This window comes from Delftia sp. Lp-1 (genome assembly GCF_020523835.1).
Classification (GTDB): Bacteria; Pseudomonadota; Gammaproteobacteria; order Burkholderiales; family Burkholderiaceae_C; genus Comamonas; species Comamonas acidovorans.
Genome location: NZ_JAJALJ010000001.1, coordinates 1522873 through 1546876, shown reverse-complemented (window position 1 = coordinate 1546876; position 24004 = coordinate 1522873). Strand labels below are relative to the sequence as shown.

Annotated in this window: 8 protein-coding genes (1 of these 8 cut by a window edge); 5 read left to right on the top strand and 3 right to left on the bottom strand. The window is 69.0% G+C overall.

All coding sequences use genetic code 11. From position 1 onward, the window contains the following. Positions 1-14 precede the first annotated feature (14 nt). A complete protein-coding gene (locus tag LGR64_RS06650) occupies positions 15-1730 on the bottom strand; it encodes a cyclic peptide export ABC transporter (protein WP_230355106.1) in 1716 nt (571 codons plus the stop codon). A gap of 245 nt (positions 1731-1975) precedes the next feature. Between LGR64_RS06650 and LGR64_RS06645 the strand changes: the two genes are divergently transcribed. From LGR64_RS06645 to LGR64_RS06625, 5 genes are all read left to right on the top strand, one after another. Then, positions 1976-2941 carry an alpha/beta hydrolase gene (locus LGR64_RS06645; protein WP_230355105.1) on the top strand — a complete coding sequence of 322 codons (966 nt, stop codon included), beginning with the start codon at positions 1976-1978 and terminating at the stop codon, positions 2939-2941. Between the two features lie 149 nt (positions 2942-3090). Next, the gene (locus tag LGR64_RS06640; RefSeq protein WP_230355104.1) at positions 3091-4203 is read left to right on the top strand and encodes a GNAT family N-acetyltransferase; all 1113 of its coding nucleotides are present in this window, start codon (positions 3091-3093) and stop codon (positions 4201-4203) included. 11 nt (positions 4204-4214) lie between these two features. Continuing rightward, positions 4215-5513: a lysine N(6)-hydroxylase/L-ornithine N(5)-oxygenase family protein gene (locus tag LGR64_RS06635; protein WP_198820233.1), complete on the top strand. Its 1299-nt coding sequence runs from the start codon at positions 4215-4217 to the stop codon at positions 5511-5513. 214 nt (positions 5514-5727) lie between these two features. Then, the gene (locus tag LGR64_RS06630; protein ID WP_012206549.1) at positions 5728-6327 is read left to right on the top strand and encodes an RNA polymerase sigma factor; all 600 of its coding nucleotides are present in this window, start codon (positions 5728-5730) and stop codon (positions 6325-6327) included. Positions 6328-6339: 12 nt separating this feature from the next. After that, positions 6340-7374, top strand: a complete 1035-nt coding sequence (locus LGR64_RS06625) for a FecR family protein (RefSeq protein ID WP_230355103.1) — start codon at positions 6340-6342, stop codon at positions 7372-7374. Between the two features lie 76 nt (positions 7375-7450). On the opposite strand, the gene LGR64_RS06620 is transcribed toward LGR64_RS06625, so the two are convergent. Next, entirely contained in the window at positions 7451-9850 is a 2400-nt protein-coding gene (locus LGR64_RS06620) for a TonB-dependent siderophore receptor (RefSeq protein WP_230355102.1), read from the bottom strand. 180 nt (positions 9851-10030) lie between these two features. Beyond that, positions 10031-24004, bottom strand: partial view of a non-ribosomal peptide synthase/polyketide synthase gene (locus LGR64_RS06615; protein WP_230355101.1) — the 3' portion only. Its footprint extends 4593 nt past the window's final position; the window shows 13974 of its 18567 coding nt (coding positions 4594-18567); its start codon lies off the right edge, out of view; the stop codon is at positions 10031-10033.

Genomic DNA, 24004 nt, shown 5'->3' with positions numbered 1-24004 from the left:
GATTCAGCAGGAATTCAGATGTCGGCCAGCGCGCCTTGACTGGCCAGTCCGGCCGGGCTGGCCGCCACCGGCTGCGCCCCGTCTTGCGGCAGGACCATGCGGCCGGCCTCCATGCGCACGATGCGGTCGGCCAGGTGGAAGTAGCGATCGTCATGGGAGATGACCACCAGCAGGTGGCCCCTGGCGCGCAGTTCGGGCAGCAGCTCGGTGTAGAACAGGTGGCGGAAGCTCGGGTCCTGGTCGGCCGCCCATTCGTCGAAGACCAGCACGGGCCGGCCCTCCAGATAGGCGTGGACCAGGGCCAGGCGCTTGCGCTGGCCGGTGGACAGGTCGATGGTGCTGAAGCTGCCGTTGCGCACGCTGACCTTGTGGGCGATCTCCAGCCGCTGCAGGTAGGGCAGCGCGGCCTCGGGCAGCGCGGCGGCCTGGCCCTCTTCGCCGCCGGCCACCAGGTCCTCGAACAGGTAGAAGTCCGAGAACACCGTGGTGAACAGCTGGCGGTAGTCGTCGCGCGCCTGCGCCGTGACGGGCTGGCCGTCGTGCAGGATCTCGCCCTGCTGGGGCGCGTACAGGCCCAGCAGCAGCTTGATCAGCGTGGTCTTGCCCGAGCCGTTGTCGCCCACCACAAAGACCAGTTCGCCCTTGTCCAGCTTCAGGTCGATGGGGCCGATCTCGAAGGCCTTGCCGCCTTCGGGCGCATCGAAGGCATAGCGCACGCCCCGCAGCTCCAGGCCGCGGTCCAGGCGGACCTCGCCGGGCGGGCTGTCCAGGTGCAGGTGCGGCTCGGGGCTGGCAAAGCGCGCCGACAGGTCGGCAATGCGCTGCAGCGCCACCTTGGCACGGCCCAGGTTGGGCAGCGCGCCCGCGATCTGGTCCATGGGGCCCTTGAGGAACAGCAGCACCAGCACGAAGCCGCTGAGCACCACGGGCTCGGTGGTGCGCAGCGCGGCCCAGCCCAGGATGAGGGCGATCAACAGAAAGAACAGCGCCGAACCGAAGGCCGAGGCCAGCACATAGGTGTTGATGGCGCGGCTGTTGATGCGGCGGATGGCATCCACGGTGGAGCCAATCTGCCCGTCAAAGATGCGGCCCCGGCGCGCGCGGTGCATGCGCAGCTCCTTGGCGCCTTCGCTGATGGCGCGGTAGGCCTTGTGCAGCACTTCCTCGTGATCGCGCGCCTTCCAGAACCCCGCCACGCCGCGTGACTGCGCCAGCGCCTGCAGGCTCACGCCCAGCACCAGCGCCACCACCAGCATGGCAAACAGCGGCGGCGACAGCAGGGCCAGGTAGGCCAGGCAGCCCAGCGCAATGGCCAGGGCGATCACGTTGGAGGCCAGCACGAAGGCCACGTCGCTGATCATGTCCACATCTTGCGTGAGCACGGGCATGAGGCGGTGCGTGCGGTAGCGCTCCAGCGCATCGATGGGCGCGGCCAGGATCTTGCTGGCCAGTTCCTTGCGCAGCTGCGCCACCAGGCGCTGCCCCACGAAATTGCCCGACATGTCGGACGTGGCCCGGCACACCAGCACGGTGGCACACAGGGCGATGAAGGTCAGCAGCAGCCCGCCCGCCAGCCCACCGGGACGGTTGAGCACCTGGTTGATGGTCGCCAGCAGCGCCACCGTGGCCCCACCCGCGCAAATGCCCGTGACCACGGACAGCGCCATCCACGGCAGGAAGGGCCTGAGCAGGCGCAGTACCTCGGAGGGCGGTCGGCTGGCGTTTTCCATAAGGGATTCCTCTGGCGCCCGTGGGCGCATGACCTTGCAATGCCGGCGCGGCCCGGCGTTTCCTGGAGCGCGGCGCACGGCGAGCACTCCCTACTCCCTGCAAGACGTGCGTGCGCCAAAAATGTTCACCGCCCAGGCGATGAACAAATTCCGCCGCCCTGCGTCATCACGGGGAAGGGGCAGCGCGGGCGCCATGCCCTGCACCGGCCCGCTTTGCTTTGTCTGCCGCATATCCGAAGGACGCCATGGCTCTCCACCCCGACCTGCAAGCATTTCTTGAACTCGCCAACGCCCAGGCATCCAGCCGCCCGCGCATGAGCCAGATGACGGCAGCGCAGGCGCGCGCCGCCTACGACAACGCCACGCTGGCGCTGGACCTGCCGGGCGACGATCTGCCCACCGAGGACCTGGATCTGCCCACGCGCGACGGCGCGCGTATCCGCGCCCGGCTCTACCGCGCAGCCCCTGAACACACAGCCGCGCCCTGCCTGCTGTTCCTTCACGGCGGCGGCTACGTGCTGGGCGGGCTCGACTCGCATGACAGCCTGTGCCGCAGCCTGGCGCTGGGCACGCCCTGCAATGTGCTGGCCATCGACTACCGGCTGGCGCCAGAGCACCGCTTTCCCACAGCCTTCCTCGACGCACAGGACGCCCTGGCCTGGCTGCTGGAGCACGGCGGCCGCCATGGCCTGGACGCGCAGCGCCTGGCCATTGGCGGCGACAGCGTCGGGGGCACGCTGGCCACGGCCCTGTGCATCGCCGCACGCGACGCGGGCATGCCCCAGCCCTTGCTGCAGTTGCTGCTCTACCCCTGCACGGCAGCGCAGCAGGACAGTGACTCGCATGCGCGCTTGGCCACCGGCCATCTGCTGGAAGGTGACACCCTGGCCTGGATGTTCGGCCAATACCTGCACAGCGATGCGGACCGGCAGGACTGGCGCTTTGCCCCCCTGCAGGCATCCGACCTGGGCCGGCTGGCCCCCACGCTGATGGTGCTGGCCGAGTACGACCCGCTGATCGACGAAGGAAAGTGCTATGCCGAGCGGCTGCAGGCCGCCGGCGTGGCCGTGGACCTGCAGATCTACGCCGGCATGGTCCATGACTTTGCGCGGCTGGGCGCCCTCACCGAAGAGACCGAGGTGCTGCGCGACCGGCTCTGCAAGGCACTGGCCCATGCCTTCCAGGCGGCCCGCAGCCCGGCCCTGGCATGAACGGCCCTGGCATGAACATTTGCCGCGCCTGCGCGTCATCCCGGTCATGAGGCTGCCTTGTGTCCCTTGTGTCCCTTGTGTCCCTTGTGCCCTTGCCCGAGCCCCGACCCGTGTCCCGCACGCCGGGCGCTCCATCTGAAAGAGTCCACGTGCGTCCAGTCGAAGCCACCGCTACACCGTCACCAGACGCCTCCGGCGCCAGCTACCTTGCGCATGCAGGCGCCGAGACGATCAGCGTCTTCGGTGATGGACAGCGGCTGCGCCTGGAACGTTCGGGGTCCGTGGATGCCGGCAGGCCCGGCAAGCCCAGTCTCTGGAACCTGTCGCCCACGGCCGCGCCAGGCCTGATGCAGCTGCAATGGCTGGGCCCCTGCTCGGGCATGCCCGAAGCGGATGAACTGCTGGCCGCACTGCAGGCAGGCTTTGGCCTGCATCCCGATGTGCAAGCCATCGAGCTGTCCCTGCCCCGGCTGCCGCCCGGCCTGCGCGACAGCATTGCCACAGTGCAGCCGGGCCAGGCCCCGTGCGTGGCAAGAAGCGTGCTGTGGCAGCAGCCCCTGTGGCTGCCCCGCCCGCGCCCACCCTATGCGCTGCACTACACGATCAGCGAAGGCCGGCGCCACCCCGTGCGCCTGCACAAGCCGCGCGGCGAGGTCTACCGCCGCTTCATCCCCTGGCTGGGCCGCACGCTGAGCTTTCGCACCGTGGAGCCCGAGGCCGACCTGCCCCTCATCCACCGCTGGATGAACGACCCGGTCGTCGCGCATTTCTGGGAGGAAAGCGGCGACCTTGCCCACCACCGCGCCTACCTGCAGCGCATGGCCGGCGACCCTCATGCGCTGGGCCTCATCGGCTGCTTGGACGGCGAGCCCTTCGGCTACTTCGAGGCCTACTGGGCCAAGGAAGACCGCATCGCCCCCTTCTATGACGCGGGCGACCATGACCGGGGCTGGCATGCGCTGGTGGGGGAGGCACGGTTTCGCGGCCAGCCCTACCTGACGGCCTGGCTGCCCTCGCTGTCGCACTACCTCTTTCTGGACGACTGCCGCACGCAGCGCATCGTCGTGGAGCCGCGCGCCGACAACCGCAAGATGCGCAAAAGCCTGCCGCGCTGCGGCTATGCGCTGGTCAAGGAATTCGACTTCCCGCACAAGCGCGCCGTGCTGGGAGTGCTGCTCAGGGAACGCTTTTTCGCAGACGCCTTGTGGATACCGCAGACCGACGCAGCCGCGCCGGACGCACTGGACGCATCGACCCAATGAAAGGACCTTCCATGCAAACCCACCCGCTGATCGGCATCGGCTTCGGCCCCTCCAACATTGCCCTGGCCATCGCCCTCAAGGAGCGCGAAACCACCGCACGGGCCATGCACCCCGTCTTCATCGAAAAGCAGCCGCGCTTCGCCTGGCACCGGGACATGCTGCTGGAGCAGGCCCACATGCAGGTGTCCTTCCTCAAGGACCTGGCCACGCTGCGCAATCCCACCAGCCGCTTCACCTTCATCAACTACCTGCACGAGAAGGGCCGGCTGCAGGACTTCATCAACCTCAAGACCTTCTTTCCCAGCCGCCACGAGTTCAACGACTACCTGGCCTGGGCCGCCTCCAAGTTCGAGGACCGCTGCGTCTACGGCCAGGAAGTCATCGAGGTGCTGCCTGAAAAACGCGACGGCAAGGTGGAGCTGCTGCGCGTGCGCTCGCGCGATGCGGCCGGCAACGTGCATGAGCGCCTGGGCCAGAACCTGGTCATGAGCATCGGCGGCACGCCCAGCATTCCCGAGCAGTTCAAACCCCTGCGCGGCGATGCGCGCGTCTTCCACTCCAGCGCCTACCTGCGCAGCATTGCCGAGCATGCCAGGCCGCTGCGCATCGCCGTGGTCGGTGCGGGCCAAAGCGCCGCCGAAATCTTCATGGACCTGCACGGCCGCTACGCCACGGCCGAGATCGACCTGGTCATGCGCGCCCGTTCCATCCGTCCCTCGGACGACAGCCCCTTCGTCAACGAAATCTTCAACGCCGACTTCGTGGACCATGTCTACAGCCGCCCGCATGACGAGCGCGGCGCCCTGCTGCGCGAGTTCTGGCACACCAACTACGCCTGTCCCGACCTGGAACTGATCGAGAGCATCTTCAAGGTGTTCTATGAACAGAAGGTCGTCGGCGATACGCGCCACCGCTTCCTGCGCCGCCACGAGGTGCAGGACGTGCGGGCGGCCGGCGACGGCATCCACCTGGGCCTGCGCGATCTCAACAGCGGCATCGACCATGCATCGCGCTACGACGTGGTGGTGCTGGCCACCGGCTATGCGCGCGAGCACCACAAGACCCTGCTGGACCCGCTGGCCCCCTACCTGGGCGACTTCTCCGTGAGCCGCGACTACCAAGTGCACACCACGCCGGACTTCCGCCCCGCCATCTTCCTGCAGGGCGCCTGCGAAGGCTCCCACGGCCTCAGCGACACCCTGCTGTCCGTCACTTCGGTGCGCACCGGCGAAATCGGTGAAGCCCTGCTGGCAGCGCAAGCCCAAAGACCCGATGTTGCGCGCACAGAACAGCTGGCGCTGCAGGATTGAAAGATCGCGCAGGGCATGATGGCGCAGGGATCTCCCATGCCATAATTTGAATGCAAACCATTTGCATTTGAATTTGAATCACCTGCGCCGCTGAATCCCATACCCGCTGCTGCACCGCCCCGGCCCTGGCCGGGGTTGCAGCATCCGGTAGGCCCTTCTCTGTACGGACCCAGGGGTTCCAACCCATCGCCCTTGCGGAAAGGCAGGTATCCGGATGCGTGACCTGATCCAGGAACTCGTGGCTCACTATGGCGATCTGCGCCGCCAGCTCACGCGCGATCTCCGAGATCCGCACTATGCGGCCGACATCGCGCAATCGAGCTTCGAGCGGGTCTATGTGCACGCCCTGGGCCTGCGCAGCGGCAAGAAGGCCGAAACCCTGCCCGACGCCGGCATCGAATCCCCGCGCGCCCTGCTGTTTCGCGTGGCACGCAATCTGTGCATCGACGATGCGCGCAAGCGCAAGACCGCCCAGGAATGGACGCGCCAGCAAATGGTGGTGCAGCACAGTGCGCCCTCCAGCGAAACCCTGGCCGCCCAGCGCCAGATCCTGAACCGCGTCGTCCAGGCGCTGGAAGGCCTGCCGCCGCGCCGGCGCGAAGTCTTCATCCTCTTTCGCGCCCATGGCTACACGCGCGCGGAAATCGCCGATCAGCTCAACATCACCGAAATGGCCGTCGCCAAGCACATGGTGCGCGCCACGCTGGACTGCTCGCGCGTGCTGGCCCAGCTGCGCTCCGAACTGATCGAGGACCATGCGCTGGGCAGCGCCATGGATTTCGACAACAGTACACTGACCGACGACGCATCCTGACTCCCCCTTTCCATGGCAAGTGCACCTAGCGAGCGCATGGTCGAGCATGCGCTGACGCTGATCGTTCAAAGCGAAATCGCTCCCGACCCGGTGGCCGACCAGGCCCGCCTGACCCTGGGTGAATGGCGCGGGAAATCAGCCCGGCACGATGCCGCCGCACGCGAGGCGCACCTGCGCTGGAACCTGCTGGGCGGCATGTCCGGCGGCCTGCGCGAGCAGTTCCAGGAAACCGCCCTGCTGGCCGACAGGGCCTCGCGCTCCACCCAGGCCGTCCGGCGCCGCAAGCTGCTGCTGTCCTTCGCCGGGCTGCTGGGCACAGGCGCGCTGGCGGGCCGGGGCGCCTACTGGTACTGGCAGCAGCCCATACACACCTCGGCCTACGCCACGCGCAACTCACAAATCCTCAAGATCACTCTGGCCGACGGCAAGCTGCCGCTGCAGGCCAGCCTGGTGGAACTGGCGCCCCAGAGCGCCATTGCCGTGACGCTCTACCGCCAGCGCCGCAGCGTGTCCATGGCCCGGGGCGAAGTGCGATTCGACGTGGCCCCCGATCCCGACCGGCCCTTCGAGGTCATCACGCGCGAGGCGCGCATCGAGGTCGTGGGCACGGTCTTCACCGTGCGCGACCGCGGCGGCCCCGTCACCGTGGGCGTGGAGCATGGCCATGTCAGGGTCCGCGTGCTGGGCAGGGATGCGCAGGATGCGACGGGCCCGGCGGCGGCAACGCTGGACCTGCTGCCCGGCCAGATCGTGGACATCCGCAACGGCCAGGCCGAGGCCGTGCGCCAGGCCGATGCCGCCACGCTGTCCGCCTGGCGCGAGGGCTGGCTGGTCTTCGAGAACACCCCGCTGGCCGAGGCCCTGGCCACGGTCAACGCCTACCGCACCCAGCCCATAGAAGCCGCCGATGCGCGCGTGGCCGCGCTGCGCCTGACCGGGCGCTTTCGCGCCAATGACTCGGCCGGCCTGCTGGCCGTGCTGCCGTCCATCCTGCCGCTGAAGGTGCGCCCGCAGGCCGGTGGCGGCGTGCAGCTGCAGGCGCTCTGAACGGCGCCTTCGGTTCCCCGACAAAGAAAAGGCCACGGCCGGATCGCTCCAGCCGTGGCCCATGGCCCATGCCCGCCTACCAGCGATAGGTGGCCGTGCCGATCACCTTGCGCGGCTCGCCGTAGAAGCAGCCGTAGGAGCAGCTGGCGATATAGGTCTTGTCGGTCAGGTTGGTGAGGTTCAGGGCGAAGCGCCAGGGTCCGGTGGTGTAGCTGACCATGGCATCCACCAGGGTGAACGCCGGCAGCGAGACGGGAACGCCATAGGCCAGGCCGCGTGTCTGGCCAAGGTACCTGGCGCCCATGCCCACCTTGAGGCCGGCAAGCCCGAAGTCTCCAAAGCTGTAGTCGCCCCACAGCGATATCTGGTTGTAGGGCACGCCGATGGAGCGCTTGCCCAGTTCGTCCGGCTGCAGGGGGCTTGCCTGCGTGGTGCGCGCATCCGTGTAGGCATAGGCGGCAATGATGTTCACATTGCGGCCGATGGAGCTTCGCGCCTCCAGCTCGAAGCCGCGGGAACGGACTTCACCGGCCTGTATGTTGAACGCCCTGCTGGCGTCCTGGGGATCGGGCACGAGCAGGTTCTGGCGGGTGAGCTGGAAGACCGCTGCCGAAACCATGGCCCTGGAGCCGCTGGGCTGGTAGCGGATACCGGCTTCGTACTGCTGCCCCGTCGTGGGCTTGAACCGCGATCCAAGGCGGTCCTGGCCCTGGGTGGGCTCGAACGACTCGCTGTAGCTGAAGAAGGGGGCAAGGCCATTGGCGGCGAGATAGACCACGCCCAGCCGGCCCGTGAAGGCCGAGCTTTTCTCATTGGCCGCGCTCACGTCCCCGGTGAAGAAGTTCGTCTCGTTGAAGCGGACCTTGTCATAGCGGCCGCCCAGCAGAACCACCCACTTGTCATCGATCTTGATCTGGTCCTGCGCATAGATGCCAAGCCGCTTGTAGTCGTTCTTCCAGGACGAGCGGTAGTAGGGGGAGACAGGCCCCACCGGCTTGCCATAGACCGGGTTGAAGACATCGAGGTCGGCGGCCTGCTGTTCATAGCGCTCGGTCTCGTGCTTTGGCAGGGCGTAGTCGAAGCCCACCAGCATGGTGTGCTTGATGCGGCCCTGGTCCAGCTGGTACTGCAGCGAGGTATCGGTCACGAAGGCCGACGAGCGGTCCCAGCGCGGCTGGAAGTAGCGCTCCACCACCGAGCGCTGGTCGGCGGACAGGCCCCAGCCGTCCGTGCTGAAGTAGCTGCTCTTTGCGTTGTAGTAGCGCATGCTGTTCCTGAGCTTGAGCTTCTCGGAAAAGGCATGTTCGAAGAGGTAGCCGATGGAGTAGCGGTCCAGATCGAATTTGTCCCGTCCCGCCTCTCCGATGAAGCGGTTGCGGGGAATCTGTCCATTGATGTTGGGCAGCAGCGTGCCGTAGGCGGGCAGTCCGTAGACGTAGGTGGTGCGGTCCTTCTGGACCTCGGCCAACAGTGTCAGCGAGGTGTTCGCATCGGGCTGCCACTTGAGCGATGGGGCGACATAGGTTCTGTCATCGGGGACACGGTCGATGAAGCTGTCGCTGTCGCGCTTGAGCGCCACCAGCCGGTAGGACCATTTGCCCTCGTCGTCCAGGGCGCCCGCAAAATCACCCGACACCTGCTTGCGCCCGAAGCTTCCGGCGTCGATGTTCAGCTCCCGGATTTTTTCCGTGGTGGGCCGCTTGCTCACGGTGTTGACCACGCCGCCCGGGGAGACTGAGCCAAAGATCACCGAAGAGGCGCCCTTGAGCAGCTCGATGCGCTCCAGGCCGTAGGGCTCCTGCCGTCCGTCGTAGATGTTGGCCGTGAACAGGCTGCCGTCCCGGTACATGCCCGTGGTGCGGAACCCGCGCAGGTACAGACTGTCCGAGGTACGGTCCAGGCCCTCGGCGCGGGTGACGCCGGCGGCGTAGCCCAGCGCATCCTGCAGGCTTTGCGACTTCAGCGTCTCGATCTCCTGGGCACCGATGACCGTGATGGACTGCGGTGTCTCCAGGATGGGCGTATCGGTCTTCGTGCCCGTTGAGCTGCGCCGGGCGACATAGCCCTGCACGGGGCCGGCTGCGGTTTCGCTGTCCGTGACGTTGATGGTCGGCAAGGTCGCGCCGGAGACCGCGGGACGGCGGATGGCGAAGCCTCCGTTGTTCGTCCTGGTGGCTTCCAGGGACGTGCCGGCGAGCAGCTCCCGCAAGGCCTGCTCCGATGTCAGGCGGCCGTTGACGGCGCGGGAACTGAGCCCGGCAACCAGGTCGCCTGCGGCAAACATCTGGGTTCCCGTCTGGCGGGACAGCTCGTTGATGGCCGAAGCCAGGGCCTGGGCCGGCACATGGATATCGAACACTTGGGCAGCCTCCTGCCCTGTGGCCTGGGCCACCGCCTCGGTGCTCCAGAACGAGACGGAACCAAAGGCCGTGGCAAGGGCCAGGCTCAGCAGATGTTGACGGGGCAAGGAACGCATGGTTGAAGAATTTCCAAAGGCATTGAATGAGACTGGTTACCAACCGGACGCGGACCTCGGCGCTGGTTGTTGTGCATTCCAAAGACGTTCTGCGCAAAAAAATGGAGACAAGGTGTAACCCCGATTTCACGAAAAAAACGGGATGGGACGGGGGCGTCCTGCCCCCGCCCCCGGCTCCCGTCAGTCCAGCGCGTACTCCAGCGCCAGGGCATCGAGGATTTCGGCCGTCAGCCCCTCGTTCCTCATGATGGCGTAGTGGTCGGCGCGGATCACCGCGCCCTCTGCCCTTTCGGCCATTTCGGCCCTATCGGCCCCCTCCTGGCGCAGCTGGTGCGCGAGCCGCAGCCGGTGCCCGGCCGCGGTTTCATCGCTCCACCAAAGGCTTGCCGCCGCTTGCACGGGCGCCAGGGCCTGCGCCTGCAGCGCCAGGTGCTTCAGGTGCAGGGTGGTCAGAAAGGCCTGGGCCAGGTCGGCGCCGTCCATGCAGGCATGGCCGCTCGGTCCCCCTGGTCCCTGCCTTGCAGCTTCGCGGCCCAGCGCGGCAGCCAGAAGATCGGCGCGGGGCGGCACCGATGCATCGATGTCCGCAAGGTCCTCGATGCGCGCCAAGGGCAGCATCTGCGAGACGAAGAGCCGGAAGTCATCCCACCACGACGGGGACCCGGCCGCATCGCCAGCAGGCACGAACGGGTCCACCAGTCCCAGGAAACCCACCGTCTGTCCCTGGGCTTCGAGCCGGGCCGCGATCAGGGCCGCCAGGCTGCCGCCCAGGGACCAGCCGAGCAGGTGGTAGGGGCCGGCGGGCTGTACCTGCCTCACCATCGCGCAGTAGTCGTCGGCCATCTGCTCCAGCGAGCGGTCTCGGTAGCCGGGATCGCCCAGGCTGCGGCAGGGTATGGCGTGGACGGTGCGCCGGTCCTGCAAGGCCCGCGCCAGCGGCTGGTAGTCAAACACCGTGCCGAACCCGGCATGCACGCAGAACAGCGGTGGTGCGGCCTCGCACACGGCGTTGAGCGCCACGACTCCCCCAGCTCCACCGGCGCCGGCTGAGCGAAGCTCCAGCAGGCCGGCAATGGTGGGCCGCTGCAGCAGGTCGCGCAGCTTGAAGTCCAGCTGCGGATCGCCCAGCTTGCGCACCTTGGCGTGCATCCTGAGGCTGAGCAGGGAGTCCCCGCCCAGTTCGAAGAAGTTGTCGCTCTCGCCCACGCGTTCCACGCCAAGCACCTCCTGCCAGATGCGGGCGAGCGCCATGGCCGACGCTGTGGACGGTGGCACGTGAACCCGCCCGGCATCTGCCTGCGGCAGCGGCAGCGCACCACGGTCAAGCTTGCCGCTGACCAGTCTTGGCAAGGCGGGCAGGACCAGCGTATGGGCCGGCAGCATGTAGTCGGGCAGGTGCTCGCCTGTCTGCTGGCGGATGCGCTGGACCAGGGACTGCGCGGCGGTGCCCTCCTCGCCCACCACATAGGCCACCAGCTGCTTGCCTGTACCGGCATCCTGGACCAGCACGGCGGCATCGACCACGCCGGGCACGGCCCGGACGGCCTTCTCGACCTCGCCCAACTCGATGCGAAAGCCCCGGATCTTGACCTGGTGGTCGGCCCGGCCTATGTACTCGATGTTGCCGTCCGGCATCTCGCGCACCAGGTCACCCGTGCGGTACAGGCGGCCGCCACCGCCGTCGAAGGGGTCGGCGACGAAGCGCTCGGCCGTCAGGCCGTGGCGCGACAGATAGCCGCGCGCCAGGCCATAGCCGCCGATGTACAGCTCGCCCACCACGCCGTGCGGCACCCGGTGCAGGTCGGCATCCAGGATGTGCACCGTGCGCTCGCCCACCGGCCGGCCGATGGGGGCGTAGGCGCAGTCGAAGGTCTCGCTGGCCTCGGCCTTCCAGATCAGCGGCGTCACCACCGTCTCGGTGGGGCCGTAGCCGTTGATGAGCAGGCGCGGGCGCAGGCTCTGGCGCACCTTGTCGTAGGCGGCCTTGGGCATGGCCTCGCCACCGAAGACGTACAACTCCACCGGGGGCGGCTCCTGCGACTGCTCTGCGGCCCAGTCCGCGATCTGCGCCAGATAGGCCGGCGGGAACGCGGCATTGGAGATGCCATGGTGGCGCAGGGCCTCGCAGGCCTGCTCCGCCGTCCACATCTGCCGCTCGCGCAGCACCAGGCCGGCGCCGATGCTCAGCGCCGTCAGCCAGCGCTCATGCGCGCCGTCGAAGGAGAAGGACATGAAATGCAGCTCGCGCGAGTTCGCCCGCATGCCGTAGATCCCGGCCGTGGCCGCGCAGTGCATGGACAGCGGCCCGTGCTCGACCACCACGCCCTTGGGCTGCCCGGTCGAGCCCGAGGTGTAGATCACATAGGCCAGGTCGCGCTCGTGCACGGCATGGGCCGGCGCCGCGTTGCAGGCCTGCGTGAAGTCCACCTCCTCGGCCACCACCAGATGGGCCACGGCGGGCGTGCCCAGCTTGTGCAGCGCCGCCTTGTGGGCGATCAGGTGGGAGGCACCGCTGTCTGCCAGCATGAACCTCTGGCGTTCGGCGGGCGACGCCGGGTCCAGGGGCAGGTAGGCCGCGCCCGCCTTGAGCACGGACAGCAGGCAGATCACCATTTCCAGCGAACGCTCCATGGCGATGCCGACGATGGCGCCGCGCCCCACGCCGGACTGCACCAGACGGTTGGCGAAATGGTTGCTGCGCGCCTGCAGCTCGCCATGGCTGATGGTTTGTTCACCCATGACCAGCGCCACCGCGCCCGGGTCCCGACGCGCCTGCAGCGCCATGCCGGCATGCACGGGCAGGAACGGCGGGCGGCAGGCATCCGTGCCCGTGCCCGTGCCCGTGCCCACCGGCCCATCGCGGCCGGGCTCGGGCAGCAAGGCGATGTCCCGCAGGCAGTGCATGCCCTCGCTCGCCATGGACTCCAGCACCTGCACCAGTTGCCGCAGCAGGGCCTGCACGGCGTCATCGCCGAAGCTGCTCCGCTGATAGATCATCTTGAGCGACAGCACATCGCCCAGCCGCACCTCCAGGTCCATGGGATAGGAGGTCACATCGATGGCATGCGTCACCGCAAATCGCAGATGCGGGTCGTCATGCGCGGACAGCACGGCATCCATGGGGTAGTTCTCGAACACCAGGATGCTGTCGAACAGGCCGCGCTGGCCCTTGCCCGCCCAGCGCTGGATGTCCGAAAGCGACGTCTGCTCATGCTCGCGCGAGGCCAGGTTCTGAGCCTGCAGCGTGCGCAGCCAGGGGCCCAGCTCCAGCGCGCCGTCGCAGGCCACGACCACCGGCAAGGTGTTGATGAACAGCCCCTGCATTCTTTCCACGCCGGCCAGCTCGGGCGGGCGGCCTGCCACCGTGGCCCCGAAGGCCACCGTGGCCTGGCCCGTGTACCGTGCCAGCACCAGCGACCATGCGGCCTGCACCAGGGTGTTGGCCGTCACGCGCTCGCGCTGAGCAAACTCCACCAGCTGCTGCGTGGCACCGGCATCCAGCGCGGCGCCGGCCTCATGGTGCCCCTGCCGGGCTGCAGGCAAGGCACCAGGCCGGACAGCAGGCCGGGCAAGCGCATCCACCAGCAAGGTGGGCTCGTGCAGCGGCTGCACCAGGCGCCTCCAGTAGTCCTCGCTGGCCCCGTGGTCCAGGCCTTGCAGCCATGCGATGTAGTCGCGGTAGCTGGTGTCCACGGGCTCCACGGCAATGCCCTTGTAGTCGCGCAGCACCTCGCCCAGCAGGCTCGATGAACTCCATCCGTCCGTGAGCAGGTGGTGGGCGGTCCAGATGCAGTGGTGGCTGCCATCGGACACCCGGACCAGGGCCAGCCGCATCAGCGGCGGCTTCCTGAGGTCGAAGGCCGCGAACTGCCCGGCGGCCAGGGCATCCAGGGCCCCCGCCACATCCTCGCTGTGCCGGCAGTCATGCTCGGTGATGTCCAGCAGGACCTGCCTGGCCACCCATTGCAGCGGCAGGGACGCATCGGCCAGGAAGCCGCTGCGCAGCACGGCATGGCGGTCCAGCACCGCCTGCCAGGCCTTTCGGAAGCGCGTGGCATCCAGGCCATGCGTGTCGATGCGCAGCTGGGTGACATAGGACAGCCCGGAGGGATCGGACAGGCTGTGGAACAGCATGCCCGCCTGCATGGGAGACAGCGGATAGAGGTCCGCCAGATTGCCCGCAGGCAGGTCCAGGCCGTCCAGTTGCGCCTGCGTGACCCGCGCCAGCGGGAAGTCCGAGGGCGTCACCCCCTGCGCGCCGCTCAGGCAGTGGTCGATCAGGCCTTCCAGCTCCTGCCGGTAGCGCCCCATCCAGGCCTGCACATCGGCGGTGTCGTGGCGCGCCGTGCTGAAGGCGGCCGTCATCACCAGCTCGCCGTCGTAGACGCGGCCATTGATGGTGAACTCGTGCGACAGCGGCGCCGAGGCGTCGGCGGGCATGCCGCTGCCCTCGGCAGCCGGCAGCCATTGAGCCGCGCTGTCAAAGCTTGCGTCGAACTGCCCCAGGTAGTTGAAGACCAGGCTGGCCTGGGGCAAGGCCCGCATGGCGTGCCTTTGCTGCGCCGTGCCCAGGTACTTGAGCACGCCATGGCCCAGGCCGTGCAGCGGCACTTCGCGCAGGCTTTGCTTGACGCGCTTGAGCGCGTCGCCCGGGCCTGTGCCCGCATCGAGCGCCACCGGGAACACGCTGGTGAACCAGCCCACGGTGCGCGAGACGTCCACGCCGGCCGACAGCTCCTCGCGGCCATGGCCCTCCAGGTCCACGAGGATGCGCTCCTGCCGGCTCCACGCGCACAGGGCGCGCCCCAGGGCGGCCAGCAGGATGTCGTTGATCTGCGTCCTGTAGGCCGCCGACACGCGGCTGATCAGGGCCTCGGTGCGCTCGCGGTCCAGCCGCAGCTCGACGCTGGACTGCCATGCCAGGGTGTTGGCCCCCTCGGGGCGGGCACAGGGCAGGACGGCCGGCACCTGGGCCAGCGCCTGCCAGAAGGCCAGCTCGCCGCCGCATTGCGCGGCATGGGCCTGCAGCGCCTGCGACCAGCGCTGGTAGCTGGCGGTCTTGTGGACCCTGGCGGGCTCCAGGCCCTGCAGCCTGCTGGCATAGGCCGAACGCAGGTCTTCGAGCAGGATGCGCCAGGAGACCCCATCGACGACCAGATGGTGGGCCACCAGCAGCAGGCGCCAGCTGCCGTCGCCCACCTCGATGCACAGCCCGCGCAGCAGCGGCCCGTGGACGATGTCCAGGCTGCGCTGCGCCTGTTCGCACAAGGCCTCGATCGCGCCGGCATCCCGTGCCTGGCGCACCCACAGCAGTGCCTGCAGATCGACCTCGGACGGGCTTGCGTAGGCCTGCTCCCAGGCGCCCTGCGCCGTGGGGCGAAAGCGCAGGCGCAGGCTGTCGTGCCGGGCCAGCAGATCGGCCAGGGCCTGGCGCAGCGGCGCAGGCTGCAGCGGCTGCGTGCTGCGCAGCAGCAGGGCCTGGTTCCAGTGGGATCGCTGCGGCACGTCCGTTTCGAAGAACTCCGCCTGAATGGGCAGCAGGGGAACGCTTCCCTGGACCGGGGCGTCCTGCTGCATGGCCTCGTCCTGTACGGGCTCGGCCACACGCGCCAGCTCGGCAATGCTTTGCCGCTCGAACAGCTGCCGTGGCGACAGCTTCCAGCCGAAGCGGCGCAGGCGCGAGACAATCTGCAGGCTGAGGATGGAATCACCGCCCAGCGCGAAGAAGTTGTCGCTGCGCCCCACCCGCTCCAGGCCCAGCACCTCGGCCCAGACACGGGCCAGCAGCGTCTCCAGTTCGCCCTCTGGCGCCTGGCTGGCGGCTGGCATGCCGAACGCGGGCAGGGCCTGCCGGTCCAGCTTGCCGTTGGCGTTCTGCGGCAACTGGTCCAGCACCATGATGGCGCCCGGCACCATGTAGTCGGGCAGTACCGTGGCCAGGCGCTCGCGCATCTCCTGCTCGTCCAGGGTCCGCCCGCTGCGGGCAGACACATAGGCCAGCAGCCGCGTGCCCGCCGGTCCCTCGCCGGCCACGACCACGGCCTCGCGCACATCGTCCAGCGCCAGCAGTTGCGCCTGCACCTCGCCCAGCTCGATGCGCAGGCCGCGGATCTTGACCTGGTGGTCCACCCGCCCCAGGTACTCCAGCTGGCCCTGCGCATTCCAGCGCACCAGGTCGCCCGTACGATAGAGTCTTGCGCCATCGCGGCCAAAGGGGTCGGCGACAAAGCGCTCCGCGCTGAGCCCCGCCCGGTTCAGGTAGCCGCGCGACAGCAGGGGGCCGCCTATGCACAGCTCGCCGGCCACGCCCAGGGGCACGGGGCGCATCCGGTCGTCCACCACCCACATGTGCCGGCCCGCCAGAGGCCGGCCTATGGGAAGGTCCTGTGGCGGCAGCACCTGCGGCGCCGCGCCGGCGCCTTCCACCAGGCCCGTGCAGTCGAAGAGGGAGGCCGTGACGGTGGCCTCGGTCGGGCCGTAGGCATTGAGCAGCCTCACATGGCCCAGCCCGGCATCGCGCCAGGCCTGCAGGCCGGCACCCGGCATGGCCTCGCCGCCCACATGCACCTGCCTGAGCCGCCCATACCCGCGCAGGCCCTGGCGCGCGAAATCCTGGACCAGCAGCAGCCAGTAGGCGGTGGTCAGATCGGCCACGCTGATCTGCCTAGCTATGAGTTCCCTGTGGAAGGTGGCACTGTCCCAGAGTTCGGGCCCGCGCAGCACCATGGCCGCGCCGGCCACCAGCGGCGCGAACAGCTGCTCGATGCAGCCATCGAAATTCAGCGTGGCGAACTGCAGCACGCGGTCCTGCGGCGACAGCGCGGCGAAGCCGACGGCCAGCTGCGCCTGTTCGGCCAGGCAGCGGTGGGAGATGCCCACGCCCTTGGGGCGGCCGGTGGAGCCCGAGGTGTAGATCACATAGGCCAGGCATTCGCCATGCACGGCGGCGCCGGGGTTGTGGTCGGGCCCCGGCATCGCGCCGATGGCATCGAGGTCCAGCGCCTTCACGCGACCGGCCACCTCCAGCCCCAGGCGAGACTGCGTGAGCAGGCAGGCCATGCCGCTGTCCTCGACCATGTGGGCCAGGCGCTCGGCCGGATAGCCGGGGTCCAGGGGCACATAGGCCGCGCCCGACTTGAGCACGGCCAGCACGGCAACCACCATCTCCACCGAGCGTTCCACCGCAATGCCCACGCGCACCTCCGCGCCCACGCCCTCGGCGATCAGGCGGTGCGCAAGGCGGTTGGCACGCCGGTTGAGCTGCGCATAGCTGATGCATTCGTCGCCAAAGACCAGGGCCGTGGCCTGGGGCCGCTCGTCCACCTGCTGCTCGAACAGCTTGTGCACCAGGGGCTGGGCGTCGCGGCTCTGCGGGTTGCATCCAGACTGCACCGATTGCGCCCATTGCGTCAGCTGCGCCCATTCATCCCGGTCCAACAGCTCGATATCGCAAGCCGGCAGCGCGGGCGTTTCGGCCAGGGCCGCAACAATGCCTTCCACGGCGGCCAGCATGTAGGCGCACAGGCGCTGCGCGCCCACGGTCTTGCTGGCCTGCCCGACCAGGCGAAAGCCCTGGCCCAGATCATCGATGGACATGTCCACCGGGTAGTTGGTGCGCTCCTGCCCGCCCAGGGCCGTCATGCCTTCCCATGCGCCCGAGGCTGCGTCCGCTGCCTCCGTCTCCTGCGGCGCTGCGGTGTAGCGGTAGTTGAGCAGGGCCGAGAACAGCGGCGTTCCCCCCGCCAGAGCGCTGCAGCGCTGCGCCAGCGACAGCGTGGCGTGCTCGTGGTGCATCAGCCCCGTCAGCCCCGCATGCGTCTCGTGCAGGCATTCCTGCACGCTGCGCCCGCCCAGCCGTATGCGCAGCGGCAGCGTGTTGATGAACATGCCCAGCGCGCTGTGCGCGCCCTCCCCGCCCTGCATGCGGCCAAAGAGCACGGTGCCAAACACCACGTCGTCCTTGCCCGTGGTCCTGCCCAGCACCAGCGCCCAGGCCAGGTGGAACAGGCTGGCTGCACTCACCCCATGGCGCTGCGCCTGCCGGCGCAGCTCGCGCGACAGTTGTGCATCCAGCGCAAGCCTGGCTTCCTCCACCGCGCTGCCGTCGCCCTGCACATCCAGCAGGCCAAACGGCGCCGTGGGCTCATCCACATCGCCGAGCATGGCGCGGAAGAAGTCCTCGTGCTCGCTGGTGCTCACGCCCAGCCGGGCCTGGGCCACGAAGCGCCTGAACGGCAAAGGCCTCGGCAGCTCCGCCTCGCGGCCCTGGGTCATCAGCGCAATCTCCTCGACGATGCGCTCCAGCGTCGTGTGGTCCAGCACCAGGTGATGGGTCAGCAGCTGCAGCAGCCAGCGCCCGTTGCGCGCATCCTGCGCCGCCACGGCGCGGATCATGGGCGCGCGGCGCACATCGATGCGCTGCACGCGCGGGTCCAGCCGCTGCTGAAGCGCGGCGGCCACATCATCTTCGCCCTCGCCTTCACCTTCACCAGGTTCCAGCCAATCGACCAGCACCTGCGCCTGCCGCCAGACCACCTGCACAGGCTCGGCCAACCCCTCCCACAGCACGGCCGTGCGCAGGATGTCGTGGCGTGCGATGACTTGGTTGAGCCGCTGCACAAAGCCCAGCAGCCGCTCGCGCGTGTCGAAGCCCAGCAGCGTGGGCGTGGCATAGGCGTCGCCCTGCTGGTGCAGGGTGTGGTGGAACAGAATGCCTTCCTGCAATGGCGCCAGCGGATAGATGTCCTGGATGTTGGCCGCGCCACCGGGCACGGCGGCCTCGACCCGCGCGATCTCCTGCACGTCCAGCGCCACCAGCGTCAGCATGGCGGGCGTGATGGCCGTGCAGCCTTCGGGGATGCCGTTGGGCGGCACCTGCACCTGGGCGGCGCCGTCCGCCTGCATCAGCTGCGCCGCAAAATCCGCCAGTTGCGGATGCTGGAACAGGCTGCGCACGGAGGCCGACAGGCCATGCGCGCGCATGCGTTCCAGCATGCCCATGGCCAGCAGCGAGTGTCCGCCCAGCTCGAAGAAGTTGTCACGCCGCCCCACGCGGTCCTGCCCCAGAAGCTCGGCCCATATCGCCGACAGCTGCTGCTCGACCCCGTTGTGCGGCGGCTCGTATCCACGCTGCGCCCATTCGGGCTGCGGCAGGGCCTTGCGGTCCACCTTGCCGTTGGCATTGAGCGCAAGCGCAGGCAGCACGACGATGGCCGAAGGCTGCATATAGTCCGGCAGCCGCCCGGCCAAAGCCTGGCGCAAGGTTTCGGCCAGCCCCGCATCGGCGTCCGGACTGGCCACATAGGCGACAAGGCGCGCGCCCGCCGCGCCCGACGTGGCTTGAGCCGCGACCACCACGGCCTCGCGCACGCCGGGCTGGGCCAGCAGATGGGCCTCGATCTCGCCCAGCTCAATGCGCAGGCCGCGGATCTTCACCTGGTGGTCCAGGCGGCCCAGGTACTCGATCTGGCCCTCGCCGTTCCAGCGCACCAGGTCGCCCGTGCGGTACAGCAGGCCGCCCTGCGTGTCCAGCGGGTCGGCCACAAAGCGCTCGGCCGTCAGTGCGGGGCGGTTCAGATAGCCGCGCGCCAAGCCAATGCCGCCCAGGTACAGCTCGCCGGCCACGCCCTGTGGCGCCGGCCGCATGGCGCAGTCCAGCACATAGGTGCGGATGCCGCTGATGGGCTGGCCGATGGGAACCTGGCGCCGCCCGTCGTCGCGGCAGCGCCAATGGGTGACGTCGATGGCCGCCTCGGTCGGGCCATAGAGGTTGTAGAGACCGGCTCCGGGCAGGAGCCTGAAGACGGCGTTCTGCGCCTCGGCCGGCAGGGCCTCGCCGCTGCACAGGATGCGCCTAAGGCCCGTGCATGCCGCAACGCCCGCGTGCGCCACGAAGGCCTGCAGCATGGAAGGCACGAAGTGCACGGTGGTGACGCCATGGCCCGTGATCAGCGCCACCAGCCTTGCGGGGTCACGGTGATCGCCAGGCGCGGCCATCACCAGCCGGGCGCCGACCATCAGGGGCCAGAAGAACTCCCAGACCGACACATCGAAGCTGAACGGTGTCTTTTGCAGCACGGCGTCCGAGGCATCGAGCGCATGGGCCTGCTGCATCCAGGCCAGCCGGTTGTGCAGGGCCGCATGCCGGTTGGCCGCGCCCTTGGGGCGGCCCGTGGAGCCCGAGGTGAAGATCACATAGGCCAGATGCTCCCCATGCACGGCAACCACCGGGTTGCGCTGCGATTCACCGGCCAGATCGATGCGGTCGATGTCCAGCCACTGCAGATCCTCGCCTGCGGGCAGGCGCTCGCGCAACGCGCTGTGGGTGAGCAGGCGCCGCACGGCGCCGTCTTCGATCATCTGCGCCAGCCGTTCGGGCGGGTGATCGGGGTCCAGGGGCACATAGGCGCCACCGGCCTTCATGATGGCCAGCAGGCCCACCACCATCTCGATGGACCGCTCCATGGCGATGCCCACCCGGGTCTCCGGCCTCACGCCCAGGGCCATCAGCCGGTGTGCCAGCTGGTTGGCGCGGCGGTTGAGCTGGTCGTAGCTCAGCACCTGATCGCCAAAGACCAGCGCCACGGCATCCGGCCGTGCCTGGGCCTGGCGCTCCATCAGTTGGTGCACGGGCTGCATCCCTGGTTCGGTTCCGGCGCCCAGGCTCCAGGCCTGCAGCTGCGCCCATTCCTTGCCGTCCAGCATGTCCAGCGCCGCAGCCTCCAGGCCGGGCTCGCTTTCCAGCGCGTGGACCAGGGAGGCCACGGCCGCCGCCATGTATCCACACAGCCGTTCAGCCCCCAGAGCAGCATCGGCCTGGGCCACGATGCCAAAGCCTTCACCCAGGTCGTCGATGGACACGGTCACGGGGTAGTTGGTGCGCTCCTGTCCGCCCAGCGCCGTCATGCCTTCCCACGCGCCCGCTGCGGCCCCCTCCTGCGGCGCCACGCTGTAGCGGTAGTTGAGCAGGGCCGAGAACAGCGGCGTTCCCCCCGCCAGAGCGCTGCAGCGCTGCGCCAGCGACAGCGTGGCGTGCTCGTGGTGCATCAGCCCTGTCAGCCCCGCATGCGTCTCTTGCAGGCAGTCCTGCACGCTGCGGCCGCCCAGCCGTATGCGCAGCGGCAGCGTGTTGATGAACATGCCCAGCGCGCTGTGCGCGCCCTCCCCGCCCTGCATGCGGCCAAAGAGCACGGTGCCGAACACCACGTCGTCCTTGCCCGTGGTTCTGCCCAGCACCAGCGCCCAGGCCAGGTGGAACAGGCTGGCCGCACTCACCCCATGGCGCTGCGCCGCCCGGCGCACACTGCGCGCCAGAGGCTCGTCCAAGGCCAGCCTCGCCTCTTGCACCGCACTGCCGTCCCCCTGTACATCCAGCAGGCCAAACGGCGCCGTGGGCTCATCCACATCGCCGAGCATGGCGCGGAAGAAGTCCTCATGCTCCCGGGTGCTCACGCCCAGGCGGGCCTGGGCCACGAAGCGCCTGAAAGGCAGGGGCCTGGGCAACTCCGCCTCGCGGCCCTGGGCCATCAGCGCGATCTCCTCAACGATGCGTTCAAGCGTCGTGTGGTCCAGCACCAGGTGGTGGGTCAGCAGCTGCAGCAGCCAGCGCCCGTTGGGCGCATCCTGCGCCGCCACGGCGCGAATCATGGGCGCGCGGCGCACATCGATGCGCTGCACGCGTGGGTCCAGCACGGCCTGCAGACGGCTGGCCACATCCGTACCCTCCCCTTCGCTCTCCTTTTCGCTCTCCTCCAGCCAGTCGAGCAGCACCTGCGCCTGCCGGCAGACCACCTGCACGGGCTCGGCCAGCCCTTCCCACAGCACGGCCGTGCGCAGGATGTCGTGGCGTGCGATGACCCGGTTCAGATGGGCCACAAAGCCCAGCAGCCGTTCGCGCGTGTCGAAGCCCAGCAGCGTGGGCGTGGCATAGGCGTCGCCCTGCTGGTGCAGCGTGTGGTGGAACAGAATGCCTTCCTGCAATGGCGCCAGCGGATAGATGTCCTGGATGTTGGCCGCGCCACCGGGCACGGCGGCCTCGACCCGCGCGATCTGCTGCGCGTCCAGCGCCGCCAGCGTCAGCATGGCGGGCGTGATGGCCGTGCAGCCTTCGGGGATGCCGTTGGGCGGCACCTGCACCTCATGCCGGGGCAGGCCCTGCTCGCGGCGCAGCGCCAGCGCCAGATCCGCCAGCCGGGGGTGCTGGAACAGCGTGCGCACCTGCGTCACCCAGCCCTGGGCGCGCATGCGCTCCAGCAGCTTCAGGGCCAGCAGCGAGTGCCCGCCCAGCTCAAAGAAATGGTCCTGGCGCCCCACGCGCTCCACGCCCAGCACCTCGCTCCAGAGTGCGGCCAGACGCTGCTCGCCGTCGCCCACGGGCGCCTCGTAGTGCAGGCTGGCCAGCAGTTCAGGCTCGGGCAAGGCGGCTCTGTCCACCTTGCCGTTGGCATTCAGGGGAAGGCGGTCCAGCACCATGATGGCGGCCGGCACCATGTAGTCCGGCAGTTCAAGGGCCAGGCGCTCGCGCAGTTCGGCCGCCGTGACCTGATGCCCCTCATGCGCCGAGACATAGGCCGCCAGGTGCATGCCCGCCGGGCCCTTGCGGGCCACGACCACGGACTCCCGCACCTGGGGCTGGGCCAGCAGCCGGGCCTCGATCTCGCCCAGCTCGATGCGAAAGCCCCGGATCTTCACCTGGTGGTCCAGGCGCCCCAGGTACTCCAGCTGGCCTTCGTCGTTCCAGCGCACCAGGTCGCCCGTGCGGTACAGGCGGCCGCCGCCCTGGTCGAACGGGTCGGCGACGAAGCGCTCGGCGCTCAGGCCGGGCCGGCCCAGGTAGCCCTGCGCCAGCGCCTGCCCGCCCAGATAGAGTTCGCCGGCCACGCCTGCGGGAACCAGTCCCAGATCCTGGCCCAACACCAGGGCCTTGGTCGCGCTGACGGGGCGGCCGATGGGGACCGGGCTGCGGCCATCGTCGCGGCAGGTCCAGTGCGTCACGTGGATGGCGGCCTCGGTCGGGCCGTAGAGGTTTTGCAGGCTGACGCCGTGCAGGCGGCGCAGGGCCTCGCGCTGTGTCTCGGCCGGCATGGCCTCGCCGCCGCAGATCACGTAGCGCAGGCGGGTCTCCTCCTCGATGCCTTCATGGGCCAGAAACGCCTGCAGCATGGCCGGCACGAAGTTCAGCGTGGTGATCTGGTGGCGGCGGATCAGCGCGACGATGCGCTCGGGATCGCGATGGTCGCCGGGCCGGGCCACCACCAGGCGCACGCCCGCCGTCAGCGGCCAGAAGATTTCCCAGGCCGAGACATCGAAGCCGAAGGCCGCCTTGTGCAGCACCGCGTCGGCCCGCGTGAGCCGGTAGTGGTCCTGCATCCAGGCCATGCAATTGGACAGCGCGGCATGCCGGTTGGCCGCCCCCTTGGGCCGGCCGGTGGAGCCCGATGTATAGATCACATAGGCCAGATGGTCGCCATGGACCGCCACGCCGGGATTGTGGTCAGGCCCCGCGTCCAGGTCCAGGCCGTCGAGCTCGACCACGTTCAGCGCCTGCGCGAACGGCAGGCGCTCGCGTGCCTTGCGCTCGGTCAGCAGCAGGGCAATGCCGCTGTCCTGGGCAATGTAGGCCAGGCGATCCACCGGGTACTCCATGTCCAGCGGCACGTAGGTGCCACCGGCCTTGAGCACCGCCAGCAGTCCCGCCACCATGTCCACCGAGCGCTCCAGCGCAACGCCCACGCGCACGTCCGGCCCCACGCCCAGGGCCATCAGCCGGTGGGCCAGCCGGTTGGCACGGGCGTTGAGCCGGGCCGAGGTCAGCGCCTCGTCGCCATGGACCAGGCAGACGGCATCGGGCTGCTCCCGCACGCGGGCCTCGAATTCCCGGTGCACGGGCAGGGCCTCGGGATGGGACTTGCCATTGAGGCTCCACTGCAGCAGCCTGTCCCGTTCATGCGCGGGCAGCACCGCAATCGCGGTCACGGGCTGGCCGGGGTCGCGCGCCAGGGCATCGGCCAGGCCGTCCAGCGCCTCGTGCATGTAGCCGCACATGCTGTGGGCATTCACCGCATCGATCACATGCGCAATCAACGTGAAGCCCTCGCCCGTGTCGTTGACCGACAGGCCGAACGGGAAGTTGGTGCGCTCGTGGCTTTGCAGTAT

Excerpts from the sequence above, each read along its gene's own strand:
- LGR64_RS06650 (WP_230355106.1), bottom strand. The coding sequence starts at position 1,730 with ATGGAAAACGCCAGCCGACCGCCCTCCGAGGTACTGCGCCTGCTCAGG.
- LGR64_RS06645 (WP_230355105.1), top strand. The coding sequence starts at position 1,976 with ATGGCTCTCCACCCCGACCTGCAAGCATTTCTTGAACTCGCCAACGCC.
- LGR64_RS06635 (WP_198820233.1), top strand. The coding sequence starts at position 4,215 with ATGCAAACCCACCCGCTGATCGGCATCGGCTTCGGCCCCTCCAACATT.
- LGR64_RS06630 (WP_012206549.1), top strand. The coding sequence starts at position 5,728 with ATGCGTGACCTGATCCAGGAACTCGTGGCTCACTATGGCGATCTGCGC.
- LGR64_RS06625 (WP_230355103.1), top strand. The coding sequence starts at position 6,340 with ATGGCAAGTGCACCTAGCGAGCGCATGGTCGAGCATGCGCTGACGCTG.
- LGR64_RS06620 (WP_230355102.1), bottom strand. The coding sequence starts at position 9,850 with ATGCGTTCCTTGCCCCGTCAACATCTGCTGAGCCTGGCCCTTGCCACG.